The organism is Paenibacillus sp. 2KB_22, from assembly GCF_052115745.1.
In the GTDB taxonomy this organism is placed as follows: domain Bacteria; phylum Bacillota; class Bacilli; order Paenibacillales; family Paenibacillaceae; genus Paenibacillus.
Genome location: NZ_JBFRHG010000005.1, coordinates 146156 through 165550 on the forward strand (window position 1 = coordinate 146156; position 19395 = coordinate 165550).

Consider the following 19395-nt stretch of genomic DNA (forward strand, 5'->3'; position numbering starts at 1 on the left):
TATTGTCAGATTTCATCACATTAATACGATAAAAAGAACTTTTTAAACAGATTATTTTATTCTCCTTCAATTCATAAAGCGCTTACTACTATTTATGATAATGTCCACGAAACTGTTCGGGTATTCAGGCAACCATAATCTTTGAACCTCCTGTTCATAGCGCTTCCGGATCTGCACATCTGAATTATAATTCACAGTTTGTAGAAGATACTCTCGTTCTGTACATAAGGTCTGCAATACTTGCTACATAGCTTCGGCATGCGATCTTTCATCCATTCGTGCCTAGACTCGTTCGCCATCTGAAAAGCATAATAACCAAGTGTAAAGATCAACATGAACCCTTCCATTAATCGGATATCACGATCCGTCAGTGGTGCGATCTGTTTGGTGTATCCGGATAAGAATATGTCACGTTCCTCTCGATTGAACATAAGCGCTGCCCCTCCGGCATCGAAAAGATAATAACCATAACCGTGTAGACAAAAATCAATCATGGACATCCCCTGATCCGTTATCAGCAGATTGTTGCGAGTAATATCCCCATGAATGACGCCCCAGGTCCCCGTGTGCTGTGGGTACGTTGCTAGCTGCTCATTAATGTTCTCAAACGTCTCACGAAGCAGATCGAAGTCTTCCGTTGTAAAAATCCCCAATCGGACTCCCTCCTCCAGCTGCCCTAGCATGACCAAATTCTCATGGATATTGCCATATGTCGGCCGTACCTTTGTTCGATCTGTCTGATTCTGAACACGCCCATATTGATGAAGCATCTGTAGTTGCGCACCAAGATCATATATCTGCTCTGTTGTCAGACGTTCTCCCTGCTGGATGTCCCTGCCCTCAATCCACTCCAGTACTGTACAGCAGATTTCTTTACCTGCTTCACTTGTCCATAACGTGACCCAATCTCCCGATACATTGCGTACCGGATGTTGTACGCGTAATGCTGTCGTTGCATTTAACTCATGAAGCAGGTTCATCTCTGCCTCCAGTGCAGGAGGCGTGTGCTGAATGCCTGACATACTTGCATATGCAGCTTGATGGATACGCAGCAGATACTTCTGCCCGCTCGCTTCATCAACGACATGATACGTCAGGTTCTCATTGTGACGAATATAAGAAACGACAGGTTTTTCAATCGTGTAATTCTGTATGATATCGGTTGCCATGTGGTCATAAGACCTCTGATTCGTAGTGATTATCAACATCTCCTTCGAAGTTGTGTAAACGCTCTCTTATTACTGAATATCGTAGCATAATGTTTATCCCGCATACAGAAAATTCCACTAAAATTATAAATTAAAAAAAGCACAACTCCCGAACAAGCGTCCAGGCATTGTGCTTCTTTTGTCTCTATTTATTTCTTCATTTCTCTGTCTGTTGCCCTATGTGACACTCCATGATCCAATTAACCAAAACGACCCATAATGTATTCTTGGGTCAAGCGATTGTCCGGGTTCGTGAAGATATGCTCTGTATCCCCGTGCTCAATCATGCTTCCCAGATAGAAGTAAGCTGTATAATCCGAAATACGTGCTGCCTGCTGCATGTTATGGGTAACAATAACAATCCGCAGCTCCTTCTTGAGCTCGGTAATCAATTCTTCAACTTTACCCGTGGATACCGGGTCAAGTGCAGATGCAGGCTCATCGAGCAGCAGAATCTGCGGATCAACAGACAGGGCGCGGGCGATACATAGACGCTGCTGTTGTCCACCTGAGAGAGACAGGGCTGATTCATTCAGCCTGTCTTTCACTTCGTCCCAGAGCGCAGCACGACGCAAGCTTTTTTCCACAATCTCATCCAGTGCCTTCTTACTCTTCGTACCACGGTAGCGGGGGCCAAACGCGATATTGTTGTAGATGGACTTGTGAAAAGGATTTGGCTTCTGCCACACCATGCCAATCTTCTGGCGAAGCTTGATTACATCGGTTCCAGGCTCATTCAGATCGTTACCGTCCATCCAGATATGTCCCTCTGTGCGGGAACCGGCAATCTCGTCGTTCATTCGGTTAAGCGATCGTAGGAACGTAGATTTACCGCAGCCAGACGGCCCGATAAGCGCCGTTACGCTCGCTTCGGGAAATGTGAGACTGATCTGCTTGACCGCCTGAAAATGTCCATAATATATGCTTAACTGTTCCGTACCAAAAGGTATGGCCATGTTGGTTCCTCCTTATTTCGAAGCTGTCATGCGGCGGAATACAACCCGACCGATCCAGCGTGCACTTAGATTGAACGCCAGCACGAGAATGACAAGCACGGCGGATGCCCCTGCTGCCACTTCTTTGGAATCCGGGCCAATGCCTTCACTATTCACTTTCCAGATATGAACAGCAAGTGTTTCTGCCGGACGGAAAGGATTAAGTGGTGATCTTGGACTCGTCGGATTCCAATCTGTAAAGTCCAGTGGCGGACTACTCATACCTGCGGTGAACATCAACGCGGCCGCCTCACCAAAGATCCGGCCCGATGCCAGAATCGTACCCGTAATCAAACTCGGCAATGCCACAGGCAGCAGAATGGAAGTGATAATCTTCCACTTGGACAATCCAAGTGCCAGACCTGCTTCCTTCTGTTCCTTCGGAACGGCCCGGAAAGCCTGCTCCGTTGTCCGCACCATCAGTGGCAAGTTAAAGATCGCCAGAGCCAAGGCACCCGAGATCAGAGAGAAACCAAGACCAAATTGATTGACTAGCAACAAGAGACCAAACAAACCGATAACGATGGAAGGGAATGATGACAACACTTCAACGACAAGACGAATGAAGCTGGTAATCTTGCCTGGCTTGGCGTATTCCGCCATGTAAATTCCGCCGCCCCATCCGAGTGGGATGGTCACAATTAATGTCAGGACAAGCAAGAATATAGAGTTAAAGAGCTGTGGACCAATCCCGCCGCCACCCTTAAGCAACTGTGGTGCACTCGTCAGGAAGTTCCAGCTAATATGTCCAATTCCTCTATACATGATAAAGCCAAGCAGACCGAGCAATATAATAACAATGAACAGGGCCAATACAACGATAACAGATGTTGCAATCTTATCTACCGTCTTTGCCTTCATTTTCATACCCGGTTCCTCCTCTCAAGCAGGCGAACCAGAATGACGAAGACAAATGTCATCACCAACAGGACAAGCGCCATACTCCACAGTGCATTGTTATGAACAGAACCCATCGTGGTGTTACCCATGCTGAGTGTAATTACACTTGTTAATGTTGAAGCTGATTCGAGCAAGGATGTTGGAACATGCGGTGCATTACCGATGACCATCTGCACAGCAAGGGCCTCACCAAAAGCACGAGCCATACCCAAAACGACACCTGTCAACAAAGCTGGCAAAGTCGTTGGAATGATGACACGGTAGATGGTTTGCCAGCGAGTGGCACCCAGTGCGTACGAGGATTCACGTAATCCTTTTGGCAAAGCAGACAACGCATCTGCCATAATACTTGTTACCGTAGGAAGAATCATTACCGCCAGAACAAGACATCCGGCTGCAATCCCGACGCCTGTTCCACCAAAGATACTGCGCAGCAAAGGTACGATGACACTCAGACCGATAAATCCGTACACAACGGATGGAATTCCAGACAAGAGCTCAATCGCGGGCTGCAATATCTTTTTCCCTTTACCCGGTACAATCTCTGTCATGAAGAGTGCTGCACACAGGCCAAGTGGACTAGCGATCAATGCTGCAAGCAAGGTTGTAATGAAAGAACCTGTAATGAACGGCAATGCCCCGTAGAACGCAGGTTCTCCAGTTGGATTCCACGTCTTTCCACCAAGGAATTCGCTTATGCTTATTCCGTTTTGGAAAAATGTGGACAGTCCTTTGGACGCTACAAAATAAACAATGGAAAACATGACAACGATCAGGAAAACGACACAAATCGACGTATAGATCCGTCCCGTCCACTCTTCCCAATAATGTTTCTCTTTTAAGGGCCGGCGCGGTTTCAACTTGTTATTCATTACCGTTCCCCCTTCGGTCTGTTCCATAACAACCATCCTTCTATAGTAGAATTAATGCAAAATATGGGATTATTTCAGAGCAAACCGCGTAAAGAGGCGGGACCTAAGTCCGCCTCTTTCGCTGTATGCGCAAGTTCAAAGATTATTGAACCACATTACCTGCTGCATCGCGTTTTACTTTCATACCTGACATTGGAATGTATCCAAGTTCTGTCACGTCGTTTTGTTGAATTTCGTCACTCAGGATGTAGTCCAGGAACGCTTTTGTTGCTGCATCCGGCTCACCTTTTGTGTACATGTGCTCGTAAGCCCACACTGGATAAGTTCCTGCTTCTACGTTCTCAACTGTTGCTTCTACACCTTCGTATTTCAACACTTGCAAGCTGTCATCCAAGTAAGACAGGGCAAGGTAACCAATAGCACCTGGCGTTTCAGCTACCAATTTTTTTACGTTACCAGAAGAATCTTCTTGAATCGAACCTTGGATATCATCCATTTTTGCACCCAATGCATACTTCTCGAACGTTGCACGAGTACCGGAACTACTTGGACGGTTTACAATAACGATTGCTTTATCCGCGCCACCAACGTCTTTCCAGTTCGTTACTTTACCGGAGAAAATGTCGACCAGTTGTTGTTTCGTCAAATCTTCTACACCTGCATCTTTGTTGCTAACTGGAGCCATAGCTACTACGGCTACTTGATGGTCGACCAGTTCTTTTACTTTGGCTTCGTCCTCCAGTTTCTCTTCTGCGAATACATCAGAGTTACCGATTGTAGCTTGTCCGTCAGATACTTGTGTCAAACCAGTACCACTACCGCCACCTTGAACTTGAACCGTTACGTTCTTATATTCATCAACTGCCATAAATTTCTGTCCAGCTTGTTCTACCAGAGGTAACAATGCTGTCGATCCGACTGCCAGAATGTTACCGCTAAGCTCAGCAGCAGCTTCCCCTGATCCATTGCTTGCAGCACCCTCTGTACCCGCGTCATTTTTCGATCCGCATGCAGCGAGCACCAGTACGAACGTTAAGGTCATCAAAATAAACGGCAACTTTTTAAACATGTTTTGTTTTCCTCCCCCAATGTAGTGATGGCGTTTTGTGAATTTGTTTGTTCACCATCAACTCTTTTCTTATTGTAGTTTCGGTATGTCATCTTAAAATCAGTGTTTTGTAAACGCAATGTTAAAAATATCGGCTGTATATTGAAATATTTAGGATTTATTTGACGCTGAAGTGGCCGCTTCGGGAACGGACGTTGTTTCAATCGCTGTTATCCCCGGATTTATATGATTTACTTTTTCCAAGGAATACATCCGGGGATAAAGGCGAACGCTTCGCTTTTCCACAATCGTTCCGTTCCCTTCGCTGTGTCAGCGCTCGTTGGATCTCAGGCATTTCAATCTCCTGCCTGGGAAGTAGGCAAAGAAGGCCAGCCCTATAAAAGGCTGGCCTTGTGTAAATACTTTGTTGATTCTTTGATAGAGAAAGAAAATCTGTTTCCTCTATAGAAGTTACAAAAGCAGGCAACAAAAAAACTGCCTCATTGCCAGTGCGTAGCACCAGCTGTGAGAGCAGCTTTTACAATACAACAGATTATCTTATTAATACTTAATGTAAAATCTAATTTTCACTAACCCAGAATCCATAACCACAATGCCAATCCAGCTAGGGTAATTAACAATGTTGGAATCGTCAGGATGATGCCTACCTTGAAATAATACCCCCATGTAATCTTCACACCTTTGCGGGATAACACGTGCAGCCACAGCAATGTGGCAAGTGATCCAATTGGGGTCATTTTGGGACCCAGGTCGGAACCAATGACATTGGCATAGATCAATGCTTCCTGAATGATACCTTCGGTATGCGCGCCCTGGATGGCTAGCAGGTTAATCAATACGGTAGGCAGGTTGTTCATGACCGATGACAATACGGCCGCTATGATGCCCATTCCGAGCGAAGCAGCCAGCAGACCATGCTCTGCTATGGCATCCAGCCAGCGGCTCAGATGATCCGTTAACCCTGCATTCCGCAGTCCATATACGACGATATACATGCCCACGGAGAACACCACAATTGACCATGGCGCTTCCTTAATGACCCGTTTCAGATCAACAGCCTCGCTCTTGCGTGCCAGTAAAGCGAACAGCAGCGCAACGGAGCCCACGATCACCGACACGGGAATCGGCAGAAACTCACTGGATGCGTAAGCCACCAATAACAGCCCAAGCATGAACCAGGCAATTCGGAACATCCGTGGATCACGTATTGCTTCCTTCGGATCGCGTGCTAGAGAGATGTCGTAGCGCTGGGGTATGCTTTTGCGATAAAACAAGAATAACATCCCCGTACTCGCTACAATCGAGATCAGATTCGGCACGGCCATGCGTACCGCATACTCTACAAATGTAATGCCAAAGAAATCGGCAGACACAATGTTAACCAAATTGCTGACGACCAGCGGCAACGATGTAGTATCCGCGATAAATCCACTCGCCATTACAAAAGCCAGTACCATACGCTCATCAAACTTTAATGCCCGCACCATCGCCAGTACAATTGGCGTCAGGATGAGCGCTGCACCATCATTGGCGAACAGGGCAGATACTGCGGCTCCCAGCAGAATGGAGTAGAAGAACAGTCTGCGACCGTCTCCTCCAGCCAGCCTTGCCATATGAAGGGCAGCCCATTCAAAGAAACCCGTCTCGTCGAGAATGAGAGAAATCATAATAATGCCAACAAAGGCCAGCGTTGCATTCCATACAATGGATGCTACATCCGAGGCATCGTTCAAGCTGACGACCCCGCATAGCAAGGCAACCAATGCCCCACCCGATGCAGTCCAACCGATCCCCAATTCACGAGGTTGCCAGATTACCAAGGTGATTGTTACTACAAAAATCAGTATTGCTACGTATACCATAGAGCCTCCTGCTGTACCCTGTATCCATATATTATTTCGTTAATTCGATCTTGTTTTGTAAGATTACACCGCTATACGCGCAGAATAACCAGACGATATATTTATACAGGGCTACAGGAACATTGTCTATCTTTATTTTCTTCTATATATAAAAGTTGTGATAAATTATGTTGCTAAAATGCTAAAATTTATTCTTTGCCCTTATCCTTCGGCGTATCCTCCACCATCTTGAACATGCCAAGCAATCCTTGCAATTGTTCCGCCATACTGTTCAGATGTGCCGACGATGAAGCAATCTCTTCTACCGATGCCAGTTGTTCTTGCGAAGATGCAGACACGGATTCTGTATTCGCAGCCGATTCCTGGGTCACATTCGAAATATCGCTCATCGCCTTGGCAACGTGGGATGCCCCACTCTCCAGTTGTTTCGTTGTTGCGGACAAGTCATCCAATGTATGAACCGCATCTTCCACCGCCTCCCGAATCTGAGCAAAGGATTGTCCAGACGTATTCACAGCCTGAATTCCTTCTCCCACCCGAGTCTGAGCCGCATTCATGGCGATTAGAGCGGCATCCATGTCCTGACGGATATTATGAACGACCTGACCGATCTGCGCTGCCGAGCTTCCGGATTCTTCTGCCAGTTTGCGTACCTCACCGGCTACAACTGCAAACCCACGACCTGCATCCCCTGCTCTGGCCGCTTCAATAGAAGCATTCAATGCGAGCAAGTTCGTTTGTTTGGAGATGGATGCAATGACATCCACCATGCTACCAATCTCAACGGAACGAGCATTCAGAGATTGAACCACAGTTCCCAGCTGCTCCACGGTTTGCTGGATGCTGTTCATCTGCTCCACAGCCTGTCCTGCTGCCTCATTCCCAGAAGAAGCCGCTCCGGACGTATTCCGCATATTCGCCGTAATGGATTGCACACGCTCAGACATCATCCGAACATCTTCTGCCATTCGGCTCATCTGTCCCGATCCGTCTTTCACACTGTTTACTTGCTGCTCAGCACCTTCGGCCAGTTCCTGAATGGCCTGTGTTGAATGTTCAATCGCTTTGGTGGTTTGTTCTGCACTGGCAGACAACTCTTGAGAAGAAGCAGATACTTGCTCTGTCGTTTCCTGTACACCAAGAATCATCATCCGCAGGTTATCAACCATACGTTCAAAATATTTTGCCAGTTCCCCGACTTCATCTTTACGACCTGTTTCCATTTTCACGGTCAAGTCACCTTTACTAACCGCTCTGGCCGACTCCTGAAGTCGTTTGATCGGACGCAGCATGGAGCGTGTGAACCAGATAATAAAGATGAGCGTAAGGAACGTGGCCGCTAGGATCACTATAAATGTAATCATGCGAATGTCCTTGCTCGCATTGGTTATTTCACTTTTGAACATCGTGCCGGCAATTTTCCAGCCCGTTGCTTCATTGGTAGCAAAGATCATCGTTTTGTGTTGCTCATTGAATACGTAATCGAATTGACCTTCTTTACCCTCATACATTTCATCCAGCAAACCACTCGCTTCCTGTGTACCGGCATCTGCTACAGGCGATACGACATAATTTTTGTTTGCATCCAAAATAATGACGTAGCCTTCTTTACCCACCTTAATGGATGCTTGCTCTTGCAGGTCTGTCAGATCCAGAGACAAACCGACAACACCGGATTGGTCCTTTAATGTTTTGGAAATAAATACAACTGCAACGCCATCGGTATTAACAGACACAGCGGATACAACGGCTGTACCCGGCTTTTCCATCGCCAGTTTGTACCACTCCCGCTCCCTAGGATCATATGCATCTCCTCGCGTACTGCTCGCTGTTGCTTTACCTCGAACCATGACTCCGTCCGTTGTTCCTACAAAAATGTTCATGGCATCGGGATGCAAGCCCAGATATTGCTCCAGCTTCAACTGAAGCTCGGGACTATCGTTCTCCCCTTTGATTAGGCTCGGATCAAGGGCATCCGAGAAATAGTTAATGTCATGGATCTTGTAATTCACTTGGCTTTCTACAATGGTATTGGCAGTGCTCACACTTTGCTTGGCACTATCCACTAATTGTCCTTGTACGCCATCTTCAGCCATCGTTAGTGTGATCAAGCCGATCGCCAAGCTTGGCAGGAGCAGAACGGCCAGGAAGGAGACCAATAGTTTGTTCCTTATATTCCAGACGAAACCTTTCTTTTTCTTCTTCTTTTTATTTTGATTATGTTTTGCTTTGGCAGGTTTCGCTGCTTTCATTGGTTTGTTATCCTGAGTTTCACTCATGTCTTTATCCCCCTCTAAATGTAGAAATGCCCTCTTTCTTTTTATGTATGGAACACTCTATAAGGCTTATCTATATATATCGGCTAAATGATGGGATTTATTTGAGAGAAAAATGTACAGGCACGCCAAACAAGTCACCTCTGATCAGAAGTGACTTGTACAGGGTACAGGTTACTAATTATTCCATGAATTAAATGAAGTATTGGAGTATGGCTCGCCTGGAGGTTGTGCCGAGGGTTTACCAAAATAGTAGCCCTGTGCAAGCTCAATACCTATGGAACGACAGAATTCAAACTCTTCCATCCGTTCGACCCCTTCGGCAAGGACTTGACCTCCAAATCGATTCGACATCTCAACAATATGAAGAATTTTCTGTTGTTTGGCCGAATCCTGATCACAACGGTCAATAAGACTTCGATCTATTTTGACAAAATCCGGTTCTAACCGATTCATTAACTCTATTGTCGAATATCCGGCACCCACATCATCCAGTGCAACCGACATTCCACGGGAACGATACACCTCAAATATCTGCTGCAAGATGGGCATATGCTGAATCTGCTCTGTTTCCACGACTTCAAACACAAAATCTTTAGGGTCAAGCGAAAGACGTTCAATCGCTTCAAACGTATGTGTCAGACAATATTCGGGGTTATATATGGAGGAAGGCAGGAAATTTACGAAGCGTTTGACACCATGCGGCAAAAACAGGGCACTGGTCTCAATAGCAGTAATACGCGCCGTTCGATCCAGAAAAGAATGTAGTCCGGTTTCGCGCGCAACTTCAAATAATTCATAGGAACTGAAGGATCTGCCATTCTCAGCAGGACGAAGCAAAAACTCATATCCGATAATCTGCTCCGATGCATCAACGATGGGTTGCATATGACTGCTGAATTGATGCTCCAGAATAATGGAAACAAGCTCCGCATGCTTGAAACGGGACTCCTGCATGGTTAGACTAATCCAGCTTTCTTCATTCGCCTGTTCGTATAAAGGCATAATCTGAACGGTTAGGGAATCACGTAATGTTGGATCCATCTCGCCGATCTTTTCTATTAAGCTCTGAACCGCCTCAAGATTCGAAAAATGCATCCACATCCTGTCATCCGACGTTTCGATAAGTCTTCCCGGCGTTTGCAGCGCTTCCAGCAAAGCGGGGGAAATGGGACGCAGGTATAAGGTACCTTGGCCCTCTATAGGATAGATTGGACTGCAGCCACTGCAATTCATGTAGGACCCCCTTGCCAATTTATAATTCCATGTCCATTAATGTTCACTTGTATATACCCAAAGTTTGTAAATATTATATCATGGGTCTTAGAATTAATCTCTACTGTTTTGATGACTTCGTATATGACGGTTACTGAAACAAATATATTCAAAATTACAGAAAAAAGACCGACAGTCTGATGACTGTCGGCCTCCTCCCTCACCGCTTATTAAACTTTAAGAAGCGGGAATCACGATTTTCTGTCCAACTTTCAGGTTATGCACATTTGAGATTTTGTTAGCTGTCGCAAGCTTGCGCCAGTCCACACCATATTTCAAACCGATGCGGTACAGGTTATCCCCTTTTTTCACCACGTGTACAACCTTGTTATTGGTTGCCGGTTTCTCTGGTTGTGGCTTAGGCGTTGGTGTTGGAGTTGGTTTAGGCGTTGGAGCTGGCTCCGTACCTGTTTCAGGTGTTGTCGTTGCTTCACCAGTCAGTTTCAAGCCATACTCTGCAAAACCTTCTTGGTTCGTACTGATGAATGACATCGCCGGATTCGCTTCAACCAGACCTTTCGCATCCGGGGAAGAAGCAAACACAACTTCAAGATCGTTCAGCGCTGCTGCGGTTACACTCGCAGATGGTTTGATTGGTGCCAGGGACCAGTTGCCGTCCGCTGCCGGATTAATCGTTTTATTTTCACGGATGTAGTCGATGATCACTTGACGGTTCTCATCCGGTGCAGCCAGAACGATCCGTTTGCCGTCCGGGTTAGCCAGTTTGGATGAAGAAGCACGATAGTTATTTGTCGCTACAATGAATTTTTGCGCTGGGTCAATCGGTTTGCCGTTAAAGCTCAGGTCCTTGATCCGGCTTGCGGATGCATTAACGATCGTAGCTTTGCTATCGTATTTGGCTGGTTGGGTCACATCAATCTGATACGTTACCCCATCGATAACATCGAAGTTGTACGTTGGGAAGTCATTATTGATCAGTTGTTGTTGTCCACCTTTGGCCGGGTCGATCTGGTTGAACTGGCCTGCAGACCATTCCAGCCATTCTTTCAGTTCTGCGCCGTTAACCATTACAGCATGTACCGTATTTGGATATACGTACAAGTCAGCAACGTTTTTGATCGCAATGGTGCCTTTAGGAATATTCGTGTAATACGAAGCGCCTGAACGTCCACCCGCTTTGAATGGTGCACCTGCCGACAATACAGGGATTTTCTCATATTCCGTACCTTGCATATGTTTTTCGACATACCATTTCTGTGCATTCGTTACGATCTGAATGGATGGATCATCCTGAACCAGAGCGAAGAAGCTGTTGATCGGTGCTGTCGTTTCGCCAACGGGACCACGAACATACTCCAATGTACCTTCATGCTCTTCATGAACCGCATCAATGATGTCCTGATCCGCATCTACCAGTGGCTTTTTGTTGGCTGTGTCATAGATTGGGCGTGCTTCCGTTTTGGAATCCACCACTTTCCATTTGCCATCAACCAGCTCCAAGTCCAGATCGATAATACCCAGATGATCTCCCCAGAACCCTGGCTCTACAGCAGGTACACCATTAATTGTACCTTTCTCAAGGTCTACCCCTTTTTTGCCGGCAAAATCAGCACTTGGGAATACTTTGTGAGCATGTCCAAACAAAATGGCATTAATGCCTTCTACCTGACTCAGGTACAACACGGAGTTCTCCATCAGATCCGTTTGAGGGATATCCTCAAATCCGGAGTGGGGAATGGCTACAATAATGTCGGCACCTTCAGCCTTCATTTTTGGAATGAATTTTTTAGCGGTAGCAATAATATCCTTGGCGATGACTTTGCCTTCAAGGTTAGCGCTGTCCCACTGCATGACTTGTGGCGGTACAAATCCGATCACACCCACTTTGATCGTATGTTCTTTGCCAGTCTCGTCCGTTACTTTTTTATCCAAAATCTCATACGGTGTGAAGTAATTCTTGTCATTCGTCTCATCATCATCACCATCGTCTACATAGACATTGGCATTAATGTAAGGGAAGTTCGCTCCCTCCAGCGTCATGTCCAGGAAGTCCAGACCATAGTTGAACTCATGGTTACCGATGTTACCTGCATCATAATCGAGCAGATTCATCGCTTTATATACAGGGTGAGTCTCACCCTTTTTCAGTGGATCAATCTTCGCAACATAGTCTCCCAGCGGGTTACCCTGAATCAGATCACCATTGTCGAACAGTAAGCTGTTCTTGGCTTCATCACGCGCTTTCTTGATCAGTGTAGCTGTTTTGGCAAGGCCATACTGGTCTGTTTCTTTGTCGGAATAATAGTCGTAGTTAATCAGATTGTCATGAATGTCTGTTGTCTCCATGATCCGCAGTTTAACTTTGGCAGCATCCGCAGCCGATACAGGTACCGGAAACACCGCAAGCACGTTTAATGCAACCAAAGCGGCAGTCAGGCTTGATAATACTTTTTTACTCGTTTTCAAAATAACCCCTCCCGGTTATGTACATTGAATCATGCATTATTGGGCAAACGAAGAGCGCAGAAAAAAGATAGATCTCATGGGTTGTGCGTACTGACGCTCTGATGACATGCATCGGAATTTCAGGTAAGTTTATCTCACATGAACATCTATTTATGTCTGTGCTTGTCGTTTACATTCCAAATCATAACGCAATGTTCAGCCATTGAAAAGCATTATTTTTTTACATTACCCGCACATACCTAGGCCAGTTTACATTATCATGCGTGATTTCGACATTATTTTCAACATTTTAGTAGGTATATTGTACTTATTATCTTTAAAATACGTATATTACATGTGTCTTACATGTATATCCAATTCATCTTTATTCATGCACGCAAAAAAACCGTGAAGCCTTGACGGCTTTCACGGTTGGATAGAACTCTGCGAGCATTCCGCATAAGGACGCTATTTTGCAGAGGTTATTTTCATCGTTGCATTATTGTTCCCACACATGATGTTCATGATCTTTTCCTGTATATTCAATACGAGTCGGGGTGATGTCCAGAATGACATAGTTCGGATCATTAGGTCCATCGAACCACGCCTTCAGTTCGTCGTTCCATACTTGCTCACGCAAACCTTCGTTCTTGGTCACTTCACAGGTTCCTTCAATCTCAACCACTTCCTTGGAACCACCAGCCTCATAACCAAGTAGCAGGCTAACATTCGGATTATTCTCCAGTTCCTCTACTTTGTGTGTACGGCGGTTCGTTGCCAGGTGAATGTTCAATCCATCGTTGAAAAGCGCCATATAACGGGATTTCGGTTTACCATTCTCCACAGTCGAGAAGCTGCAAAAAGGGTTGTTTTTCAATGCTTTTACAATATTTTGTTCCAATTCAGTCTGGTTCATGGGAAGTGCTCCTTTCGGTTTGGGGGGATATTGGGAGGACTCTTGTAGGCGGCCGTTCCGGGTACGGATCGTTCTTTGGATCGCTGTTATCCCCGGATTTTTTGGATTCCCTTTTCTCAAAGGGAAAATCCGGTGATAAAGGCGAACGCTTCGCTTCCTCAGAATCGATTCCGTCCCCTCCACTACGTCTACCGTTCTCCCAATTAAGGTTGATTAATAAAAGTACAAAGAGAAGTGTAGTTGTTACTCTCTCTTTTGTTTAATGACAGTTCATTAATCGCTTATCACTAGAGCCAGCTTAATGCTGCTCTGTAATAAGCCTGTACTTATAGTGTACCCACCTCACCTATGGTGAATCCCATGAACCTGTTCGCAAACGTGACAAAATCGGAAAATCGCTTTATAAAAATATTTACATAAAAGGGTTATCGCAAAATTTCTTCATGGCTGATTTAATTTAAATCTCCAAGATAGATTGAGGAAGAACCCGATTGAAGCAGCAACTCACCAATGGTTTTTGGATACAATCGAACCTGAGACAGCTCTTCCAGAGCAATCCATTCCACGGCGACTTGATGGTCGTCAGGATTGGAGCCTTCAAAAATAGTTGCCTTCGGATTGATCAGGCTGCACGCAAAATAAAATTCAACCTGGTGGATATCTGCATCCCACTCGGCGAATTCATGATTTTTTCCGATATACTCTCGAATATGTAACAACTCTCCCACGTTCACAGCCTGACCAATCTCCTCCAGACATTCGCGCGCGACCGCATCCTTGAGTTCTTCACCCTTCTCTTGTCCTCCACCTGGAAATACATAAGCGGTACCATATTGGTCTTCCAGCCGGATGACCAGCAATCTTCCATCCTGCACAATGACGGCCTTTGCCGAGTTGCGTATGGGTTTCATTCTGTTCGTTCACTCCTTGTCATTCAAAATTTCAAAGTTCCATCCGTTCAACCTCATAATACTATTGTTCTGCTGAACAGGCGTATCATCCCGTTGTATGCGCGGATAACTGAATGCCTTCCGATTCCAGCACATGACGAATCTCTTGAGCAAATGCAAGAGCATTCGCTCCGTCACCGTGGATACAGACCGTCTCTGCCTTAATGAAAACCCGTGTGCCATCCGTGGATACAACCACTCCGTCTTTCACCATCTGGATCACTTGAGCAATCGCTTGTCCCGACTCTTCAATGACAGCTCCCGCTTGGCTTCGAGGGGTTAGCTTACCATCCGCCCCATAGGTTCGATCCGCAAACACCTCGCTCACACTGCGCAGACCGATGCGATCCGCAGCGTGAATCAGCTCACTACCCGCCAGACCATACAGATATAACTCGGGTTGTACTTGATAGATTGCCTCCACGATGGCTTCAGCAAGCTTCATATCTTCTGCAGCCATATTGTATAAGGCACCGTGCGGTTTCACGTGATGCATTCGCCCCCCACTTGCACGGACAAAGGCATCCAGCGCACCGATCTGATACACCACCATGTCATATGCTTCCCGTGGCGTAATGTCCATACGTCTTCTGCCAAACCCTTGCAGATCCGGCAACCCGGGGTGGGCTCCAATTGCCACCTGATGCTCCAATGCCTTCTCCATCGTTATCCGCATCGTAGCCGGGTCCCCTGCATGAAACCCGCAGGCAATATTGGCTGATGTAATTAAGGGCAGAATGGCGTCATCCGATAACGTGCGATATATACCATAACTTTCGCCCAGATCACAATTGATATCCAATGTTTTTGAGGTATTCATTGCGTACCCTCCATTCATGCCATTCTTCTGCGTATCAGCTTATCCATGAGCTGCATGTTGATCTCCTGTCCCATGTACAACTGCCGGGCTTGATCATGCGTAATCTGTTCAAACGAAATTCGGGTTCCCGGCCTAGCCTGAGCCAAGATTGGCATATCCACCTGAGCTACCTGTGCTATAACAGGATAACCTCCAATCGTCTGATGATCTGCCATCAAGATGATTGGCTGACCATCTGGTGGCACCTGCACCGTGCCATAGGTAACGGCTTCAGACAGCCGATCCAGCGGCTGATTCAGCTCCAGTCTGGAGCCTTGCATGCGATAGCCCATCCGATCGGATTGCGGAGAGATTACGTATTTTTCTGCGTAGAATTGTCCCAGACTTGCCTCGCTGAACAGCGAACTATCTATACTCTCCATCACACGAATAACAGATCTCCCATAATAGTCAGGTCTTTCGCGTTCAGATAAGAACCACGCAGGCGCCAATATTCGGCGGTCCCACTCACTCTTTTCTACCTGCTGCTCCATACGCTTCATCCATACTTTTGCTTCACCAGAAGGTTCACCTGTAGATAACAGGTCTGCCACACGCAGGGGTCTTCCTGCCAAACCGCCAATACCGGTCTTAAGATCTGTACTTCGACTGCCCATTACTTCCGGCGCAGCTATTCCGCCCGCTAACGCCAGATAACAGCGCAAGCCATGACGACATGGGCCAAACTTCAGTACACTTCCAGCCCGCACCAGCACAGGACGCCACAAAGGTACAGGCAGATGATCCACCGTTGCTGTCAGATCACCCCCACATAATGAGACTAGCTGGCTCTCCTGAAATCGAAGCTCCGGCCCCGTCATCGTCATCTCCAGCACTGCCGCATTGCGGGGGTTGCCCACAAGCATATTGGCGGCTCTGGCTGCAAAGGTGTCCATGACCCCGCCAGGATGAATACCATACCTGCGATAGCCGGTTCTGCCTTCATCCTGAATGGTAGATAACAGCCCAGGACGAATCACTTCAATACTCATCGTTCGCCCTCCATCCGCTTCAACGCCAGATAGTCCTGCTTCGTAATCTGTTCAAATCGAACCCGATCCCCTGCTGCCAGCAAACTCGGTACCTTCTCATCCGGCCGAAACAACCGGAGTGGCGTTCGTCCAATACATTGCCATCCTCCGGGTGTGTCCACCGGATAGATTCCCGTCTGTTTGCCACCAATTCCTACTGTACCGGCATCTACCCGAATCCTTGGCGTTGCCCGTCTGGGCGTAGCAATTCGTTCAGATAACCCACCGAGATACGGAAAACCTGGGGCAAATCCAATCATATGGACGAGATAATCCCCGGATGTGTGAATTGCAATAACATCCTCTGAAGTCAGTCCATGCTCACTGGCAACATAGTCCAGATCAGGCCCCCATTCGCCACCGTAACATACGGGAATCGTGACCGTTCTGGGCTTGTCTTGTACGGATTCCTTCATTTGGTTCAACTGTTGAAGCAGAGCGCGGCACAACTCAGGGTAGGGAGAGATGAACGGATCATAAAATAGTGTAACGGACGTGTATGAAGGCACCCATTCGATCATAGCCGGCAGAGTGCTTTTTTCCAGCAAAGCACATACAGACGTCACTCTGCGCTGCACCGCGTCAGACAAGCGATCCCCGCAATCGATGATAACGGCTGTCTCACCCAGCGGAAATAAGATCTCCTCTGTCCAAGCATACGGTAATTCGCTCATGCGCCATCTCCCCTTTGTCCACACGTTTAAAGTATCGTTATTTCTCTCTCTCCAATGCCAGCAATACTAGTGAACGAACTGCCGGAAACGGCTCGTCTTCTTCTGTACGTATCGCAAGATACAGTGTCTGCAAAAACAGACGCACATTCAGGTTCCTATGACTGGTGTCCAGAAGTGATCTGTTTACTGCCTTTGTTTCTTGATGAAGGGAATCGATCCACAACGTAATATCTTTTTGTTCCAACAAATTGCGTCGAAGAATGGTCACTACAGCATGCGCTATTCGCTGATCTTCATCATGGAGGTAAACTTCACTTGATTCGGTTATTTTCCGACTGATTGCATGCAGAAGTTCCAGCAGATCCATTCGCTCCAGATATGGTGACTGAGCCAGGTCTTCAACCGCATCCGCCGCATGTGCGGGGGCATGCGCCCAGCCCTTATCATCGACATAGCCGCGAAGATCTTTTTCACATTGCAGAAATGTAATCAACCGATGATGAATCCCTACGATATCCACCTTGTTCAGGAAAGGTTTCTCACGATCCAGATTCAGGATTGGAGGCAGTAACAATATGGAGAACGTCCGTGTAAACACACTGTCCGTTCCCTGCTCTCCGATGCCATGGAAGAGGTGCTGATCATCCAGAGCCAACTGCAACAGATGCATCAGCTCGTCTTCCGTAAATACACCCTTTCCAATCCAGGTTGCAAACGTAGTATAGATCAATTCATCCCGCAGGACAGGGTCAGGACTGCCAATATGTTTCATCATATGCAGCGCCAATTCATAAGGCTGTTCCACATGGTCGATGGACCGATTAGCTGACTGGGTATGCTGCAATTTTTGCTTTAACGTCAGAGCATCCATCTATTCTGCGTCCTTGGACGAATTCAAATGCACGCTGCAATTGTACAGTTCGCATTGCCATGTATCATCTTTCTTGGCAATCCGGGTAATGGATGTATTGGACAACTTCACGCTAATATCAAGTTCAGGCACCAGACCTCGTAATGTATTCCGCAGGACGGCTCCGTGACTGACCACGATTACTTTTCCATCAGGATGCTGCTGTACAATCTCTTCAAGCACCGCACTGCCTCGAACAGTCCCTGCATCTGCAAGCTCTCGTCCCAGATCCAGGGTACTCCAGTCCGCTCCCCACTTGGCTAACCGTTCCTCTTCCGTCGTTCCTTCGACCTGTCCTCCGCCCATCTCGCGAAGTCTGGAGTCCAGATGGATCTCTTGAATGCCCAAGCGGTCACCAATGATGCGAGCCGTCTCACTTGCACGTTCCAAGTCACTTGCATAGATGGCATCCCAGGATTCCTCGGCCAGTCTCGCGGCAAGTAAAACCGCCTGTTCCCTTCCATCCTGATCCAGCGGATTGTCCGTCTGTCCCTGCGAACGTTTTTCCTTGTTCCACGCTGTGCTTCCATGACGAATCAATGCAATTTCAGTCATTGTTGTTCCTCACCTTTTTCGATATGAAGTTCATCTTCTGTAAAATGTTTGCGTGCCTTCGGCTTGGCAAATTTGCCGCCATTATATTGAGCAGACCCGTTTCTTGGGATCGAGAGACTGTCCCACGCTGTTTCTTTAAGCATTTTCGCAGCAAATACAATCTGTCCGACATGATATGGATAGTGTGCCAATTGCCGAATAATGGCCTCCATGACGGTATGCCCTTCATTGCGAATATATATGATATGAGACAATTGTTCCGGGGTAAATGAACGAATGGCTTCGAGCAGGCATGTCCAGCCTTCCTCCCATTTGGCAATCAACTCTTCCCGGGAAGCAATATCATTCACGAATTCGGCATCCCGTTCACGCCACGGTTTCTCACCATCTGTTGTCAGTACATCCGTCCAACGGGACAGCATATTGCCCCATAGATGTTTTACAACCACCGCTATGCTGTTCGCATCTTCATTCCAGGATTGAAACAATTGCTCAGACTCCAATTGTGCCATCGCTTTTTCCCCGAGCTGCTTGTAATACAGAAATTGCTTCTCCGCTGTCTCCAGAAAAACCTGATTCATATCCATCCGTTAACCACCCTTCGGAAAAGTATGTGTCCCCTGATCACGTTCAGACA

17 protein-coding genes are annotated in these 19395 nt (G+C 46.8%); all 17 read right to left on the minus strand.

Annotated elements, in window-relative coordinates:
• Positions 1-191 precede the first annotated feature (191 nt).
• Complete coding sequence (locus AB4111_RS24625; RefSeq protein ID WP_442033593.1) at positions 192-1169, minus strand: phosphotransferase enzyme family protein; 978 nt, start codon at positions 1167-1169, stop codon at positions 192-194.
• Between the two features lie 239 nt (positions 1170-1408).
• Positions 1409-2164 (minus strand): phosphate ABC transporter ATP-binding protein PstB, encoded by a 756-nt coding sequence (gene pstB / locus AB4111_RS24630; RefSeq protein ID WP_253429470.1) that lies wholly within the window; start codon positions 2162-2164, stop codon positions 1409-1411.
• A gap of 12 nt (positions 2165-2176) precedes the next feature.
• Positions 2177-3064, minus strand: coding sequence for a phosphate ABC transporter permease PstA (gene pstA / locus AB4111_RS24635; protein WP_105601638.1), 888 nt, complete (start codon positions 3062-3064; stop codon positions 2177-2179).
• A 2-nt stretch (positions 3065-3066) separates the two neighbouring features.
• Positions 3067-4002 carry a phosphate ABC transporter permease subunit PstC gene (gene pstC, locus AB4111_RS24640; protein WP_017690972.1) on the minus strand — a complete coding sequence of 312 codons (936 nt, stop codon included), beginning with the start codon at positions 4000-4002 and terminating at the stop codon, positions 3067-3069.
• 115 nt (positions 4003-4117) lie between these two features.
• A complete protein-coding gene (locus AB4111_RS24645; protein WP_442033594.1) occupies positions 4118-5044 on the minus strand; it encodes a phosphate ABC transporter substrate-binding protein in 927 nt (308 codons plus the stop codon).
• 569 nt (positions 5045-5613) lie between these two features.
• Positions 5614-6906 carry an arsenic transporter gene (locus tag AB4111_RS24650; RefSeq protein WP_442033595.1) on the minus strand — a complete coding sequence of 431 codons (1293 nt, stop codon included), beginning with the start codon at positions 6904-6906 and terminating at the stop codon, positions 5614-5616.
• A 188-nt stretch (positions 6907-7094) separates the two neighbouring features.
• A complete protein-coding gene (locus AB4111_RS24655) occupies positions 7095-9185 on the minus strand; it encodes a methyl-accepting chemotaxis protein (protein ID WP_442033596.1) in 2091 nt (696 codons plus the stop codon).
• A gap of 174 nt (positions 9186-9359) precedes the next feature.
• The gene (locus tag AB4111_RS24660; protein ID WP_442033597.1) at positions 9360-10418 is read right to left on the minus strand and encodes an EAL domain-containing protein; all 1059 of its coding nucleotides are present in this window, start codon (positions 10416-10418) and stop codon (positions 9360-9362) included.
• A 216-nt stretch (positions 10419-10634) separates the two neighbouring features.
• Positions 10635-12884: a bifunctional 2',3'-cyclic-nucleotide 2'-phosphodiesterase/3'-nucleotidase gene (locus AB4111_RS24665; protein WP_442033598.1), complete on the minus strand. Its 2250-nt coding sequence runs from the start codon at positions 12882-12884 to the stop codon at positions 10635-10637.
• Between the two features lie 478 nt (positions 12885-13362).
• On the minus strand, positions 13363-13779 hold the full coding sequence (locus AB4111_RS24670) for a pyridoxamine 5'-phosphate oxidase family protein (RefSeq protein WP_339786775.1): 417 nt from the start codon (positions 13777-13779) through the stop codon (positions 13363-13365).
• Between the two features lie 452 nt (positions 13780-14231).
• On the minus strand, positions 14232-14690 hold the full coding sequence (locus AB4111_RS24675; protein ID WP_442033599.1) for an NUDIX domain-containing protein: 459 nt from the start codon (positions 14688-14690) through the stop codon (positions 14232-14234).
• An 85-nt stretch (positions 14691-14775) separates the two neighbouring features.
• Entirely contained in the window at positions 14776-15549 is a 774-nt protein-coding gene (locus tag AB4111_RS24680) for a LamB/YcsF family protein (protein ID WP_442033600.1), read from the minus strand.
• Positions 15550-15563: 14 nt separating this feature from the next.
• Positions 15564-16580 carry a biotin-dependent carboxyltransferase family protein gene (locus tag AB4111_RS24685; RefSeq protein WP_442033601.1) on the minus strand — a complete coding sequence of 339 codons (1017 nt, stop codon included), beginning with the start codon at positions 16578-16580 and terminating at the stop codon, positions 15564-15566.
• Positions 16577-17293 (minus strand): 5-oxoprolinase subunit PxpB, encoded by a 717-nt coding sequence (pxpB, locus tag AB4111_RS24690; protein ID WP_442033602.1) that lies wholly within the window; start codon positions 17291-17293, stop codon positions 16577-16579. The genes AB4111_RS24685 and pxpB overlap by 4 nt, the downstream gene beginning before the upstream one ends.
• Positions 17294-17330: 37 nt before the next feature.
• Complete coding sequence (locus AB4111_RS24695) at positions 17331-18164, minus strand: DUF2785 domain-containing protein (RefSeq protein ID WP_442033603.1); 834 nt, start codon at positions 18162-18164, stop codon at positions 17331-17333.
• Positions 18165-18758 carry a histidine phosphatase family protein gene (locus AB4111_RS24700; protein WP_442033604.1) on the minus strand — a complete coding sequence of 198 codons (594 nt, stop codon included), beginning with the start codon at positions 18756-18758 and terminating at the stop codon, positions 18165-18167.
• Positions 18755-19345, minus strand: coding sequence for a DUF1572 family protein (locus tag AB4111_RS24705; protein ID WP_442033605.1), 591 nt, complete (start codon positions 19343-19345; stop codon positions 18755-18757). Before AB4111_RS24705 ends, AB4111_RS24700 begins: the two co-directional genes overlap by 4 nt.
• Positions 19346-19395 lie beyond the last annotated feature (50 nt).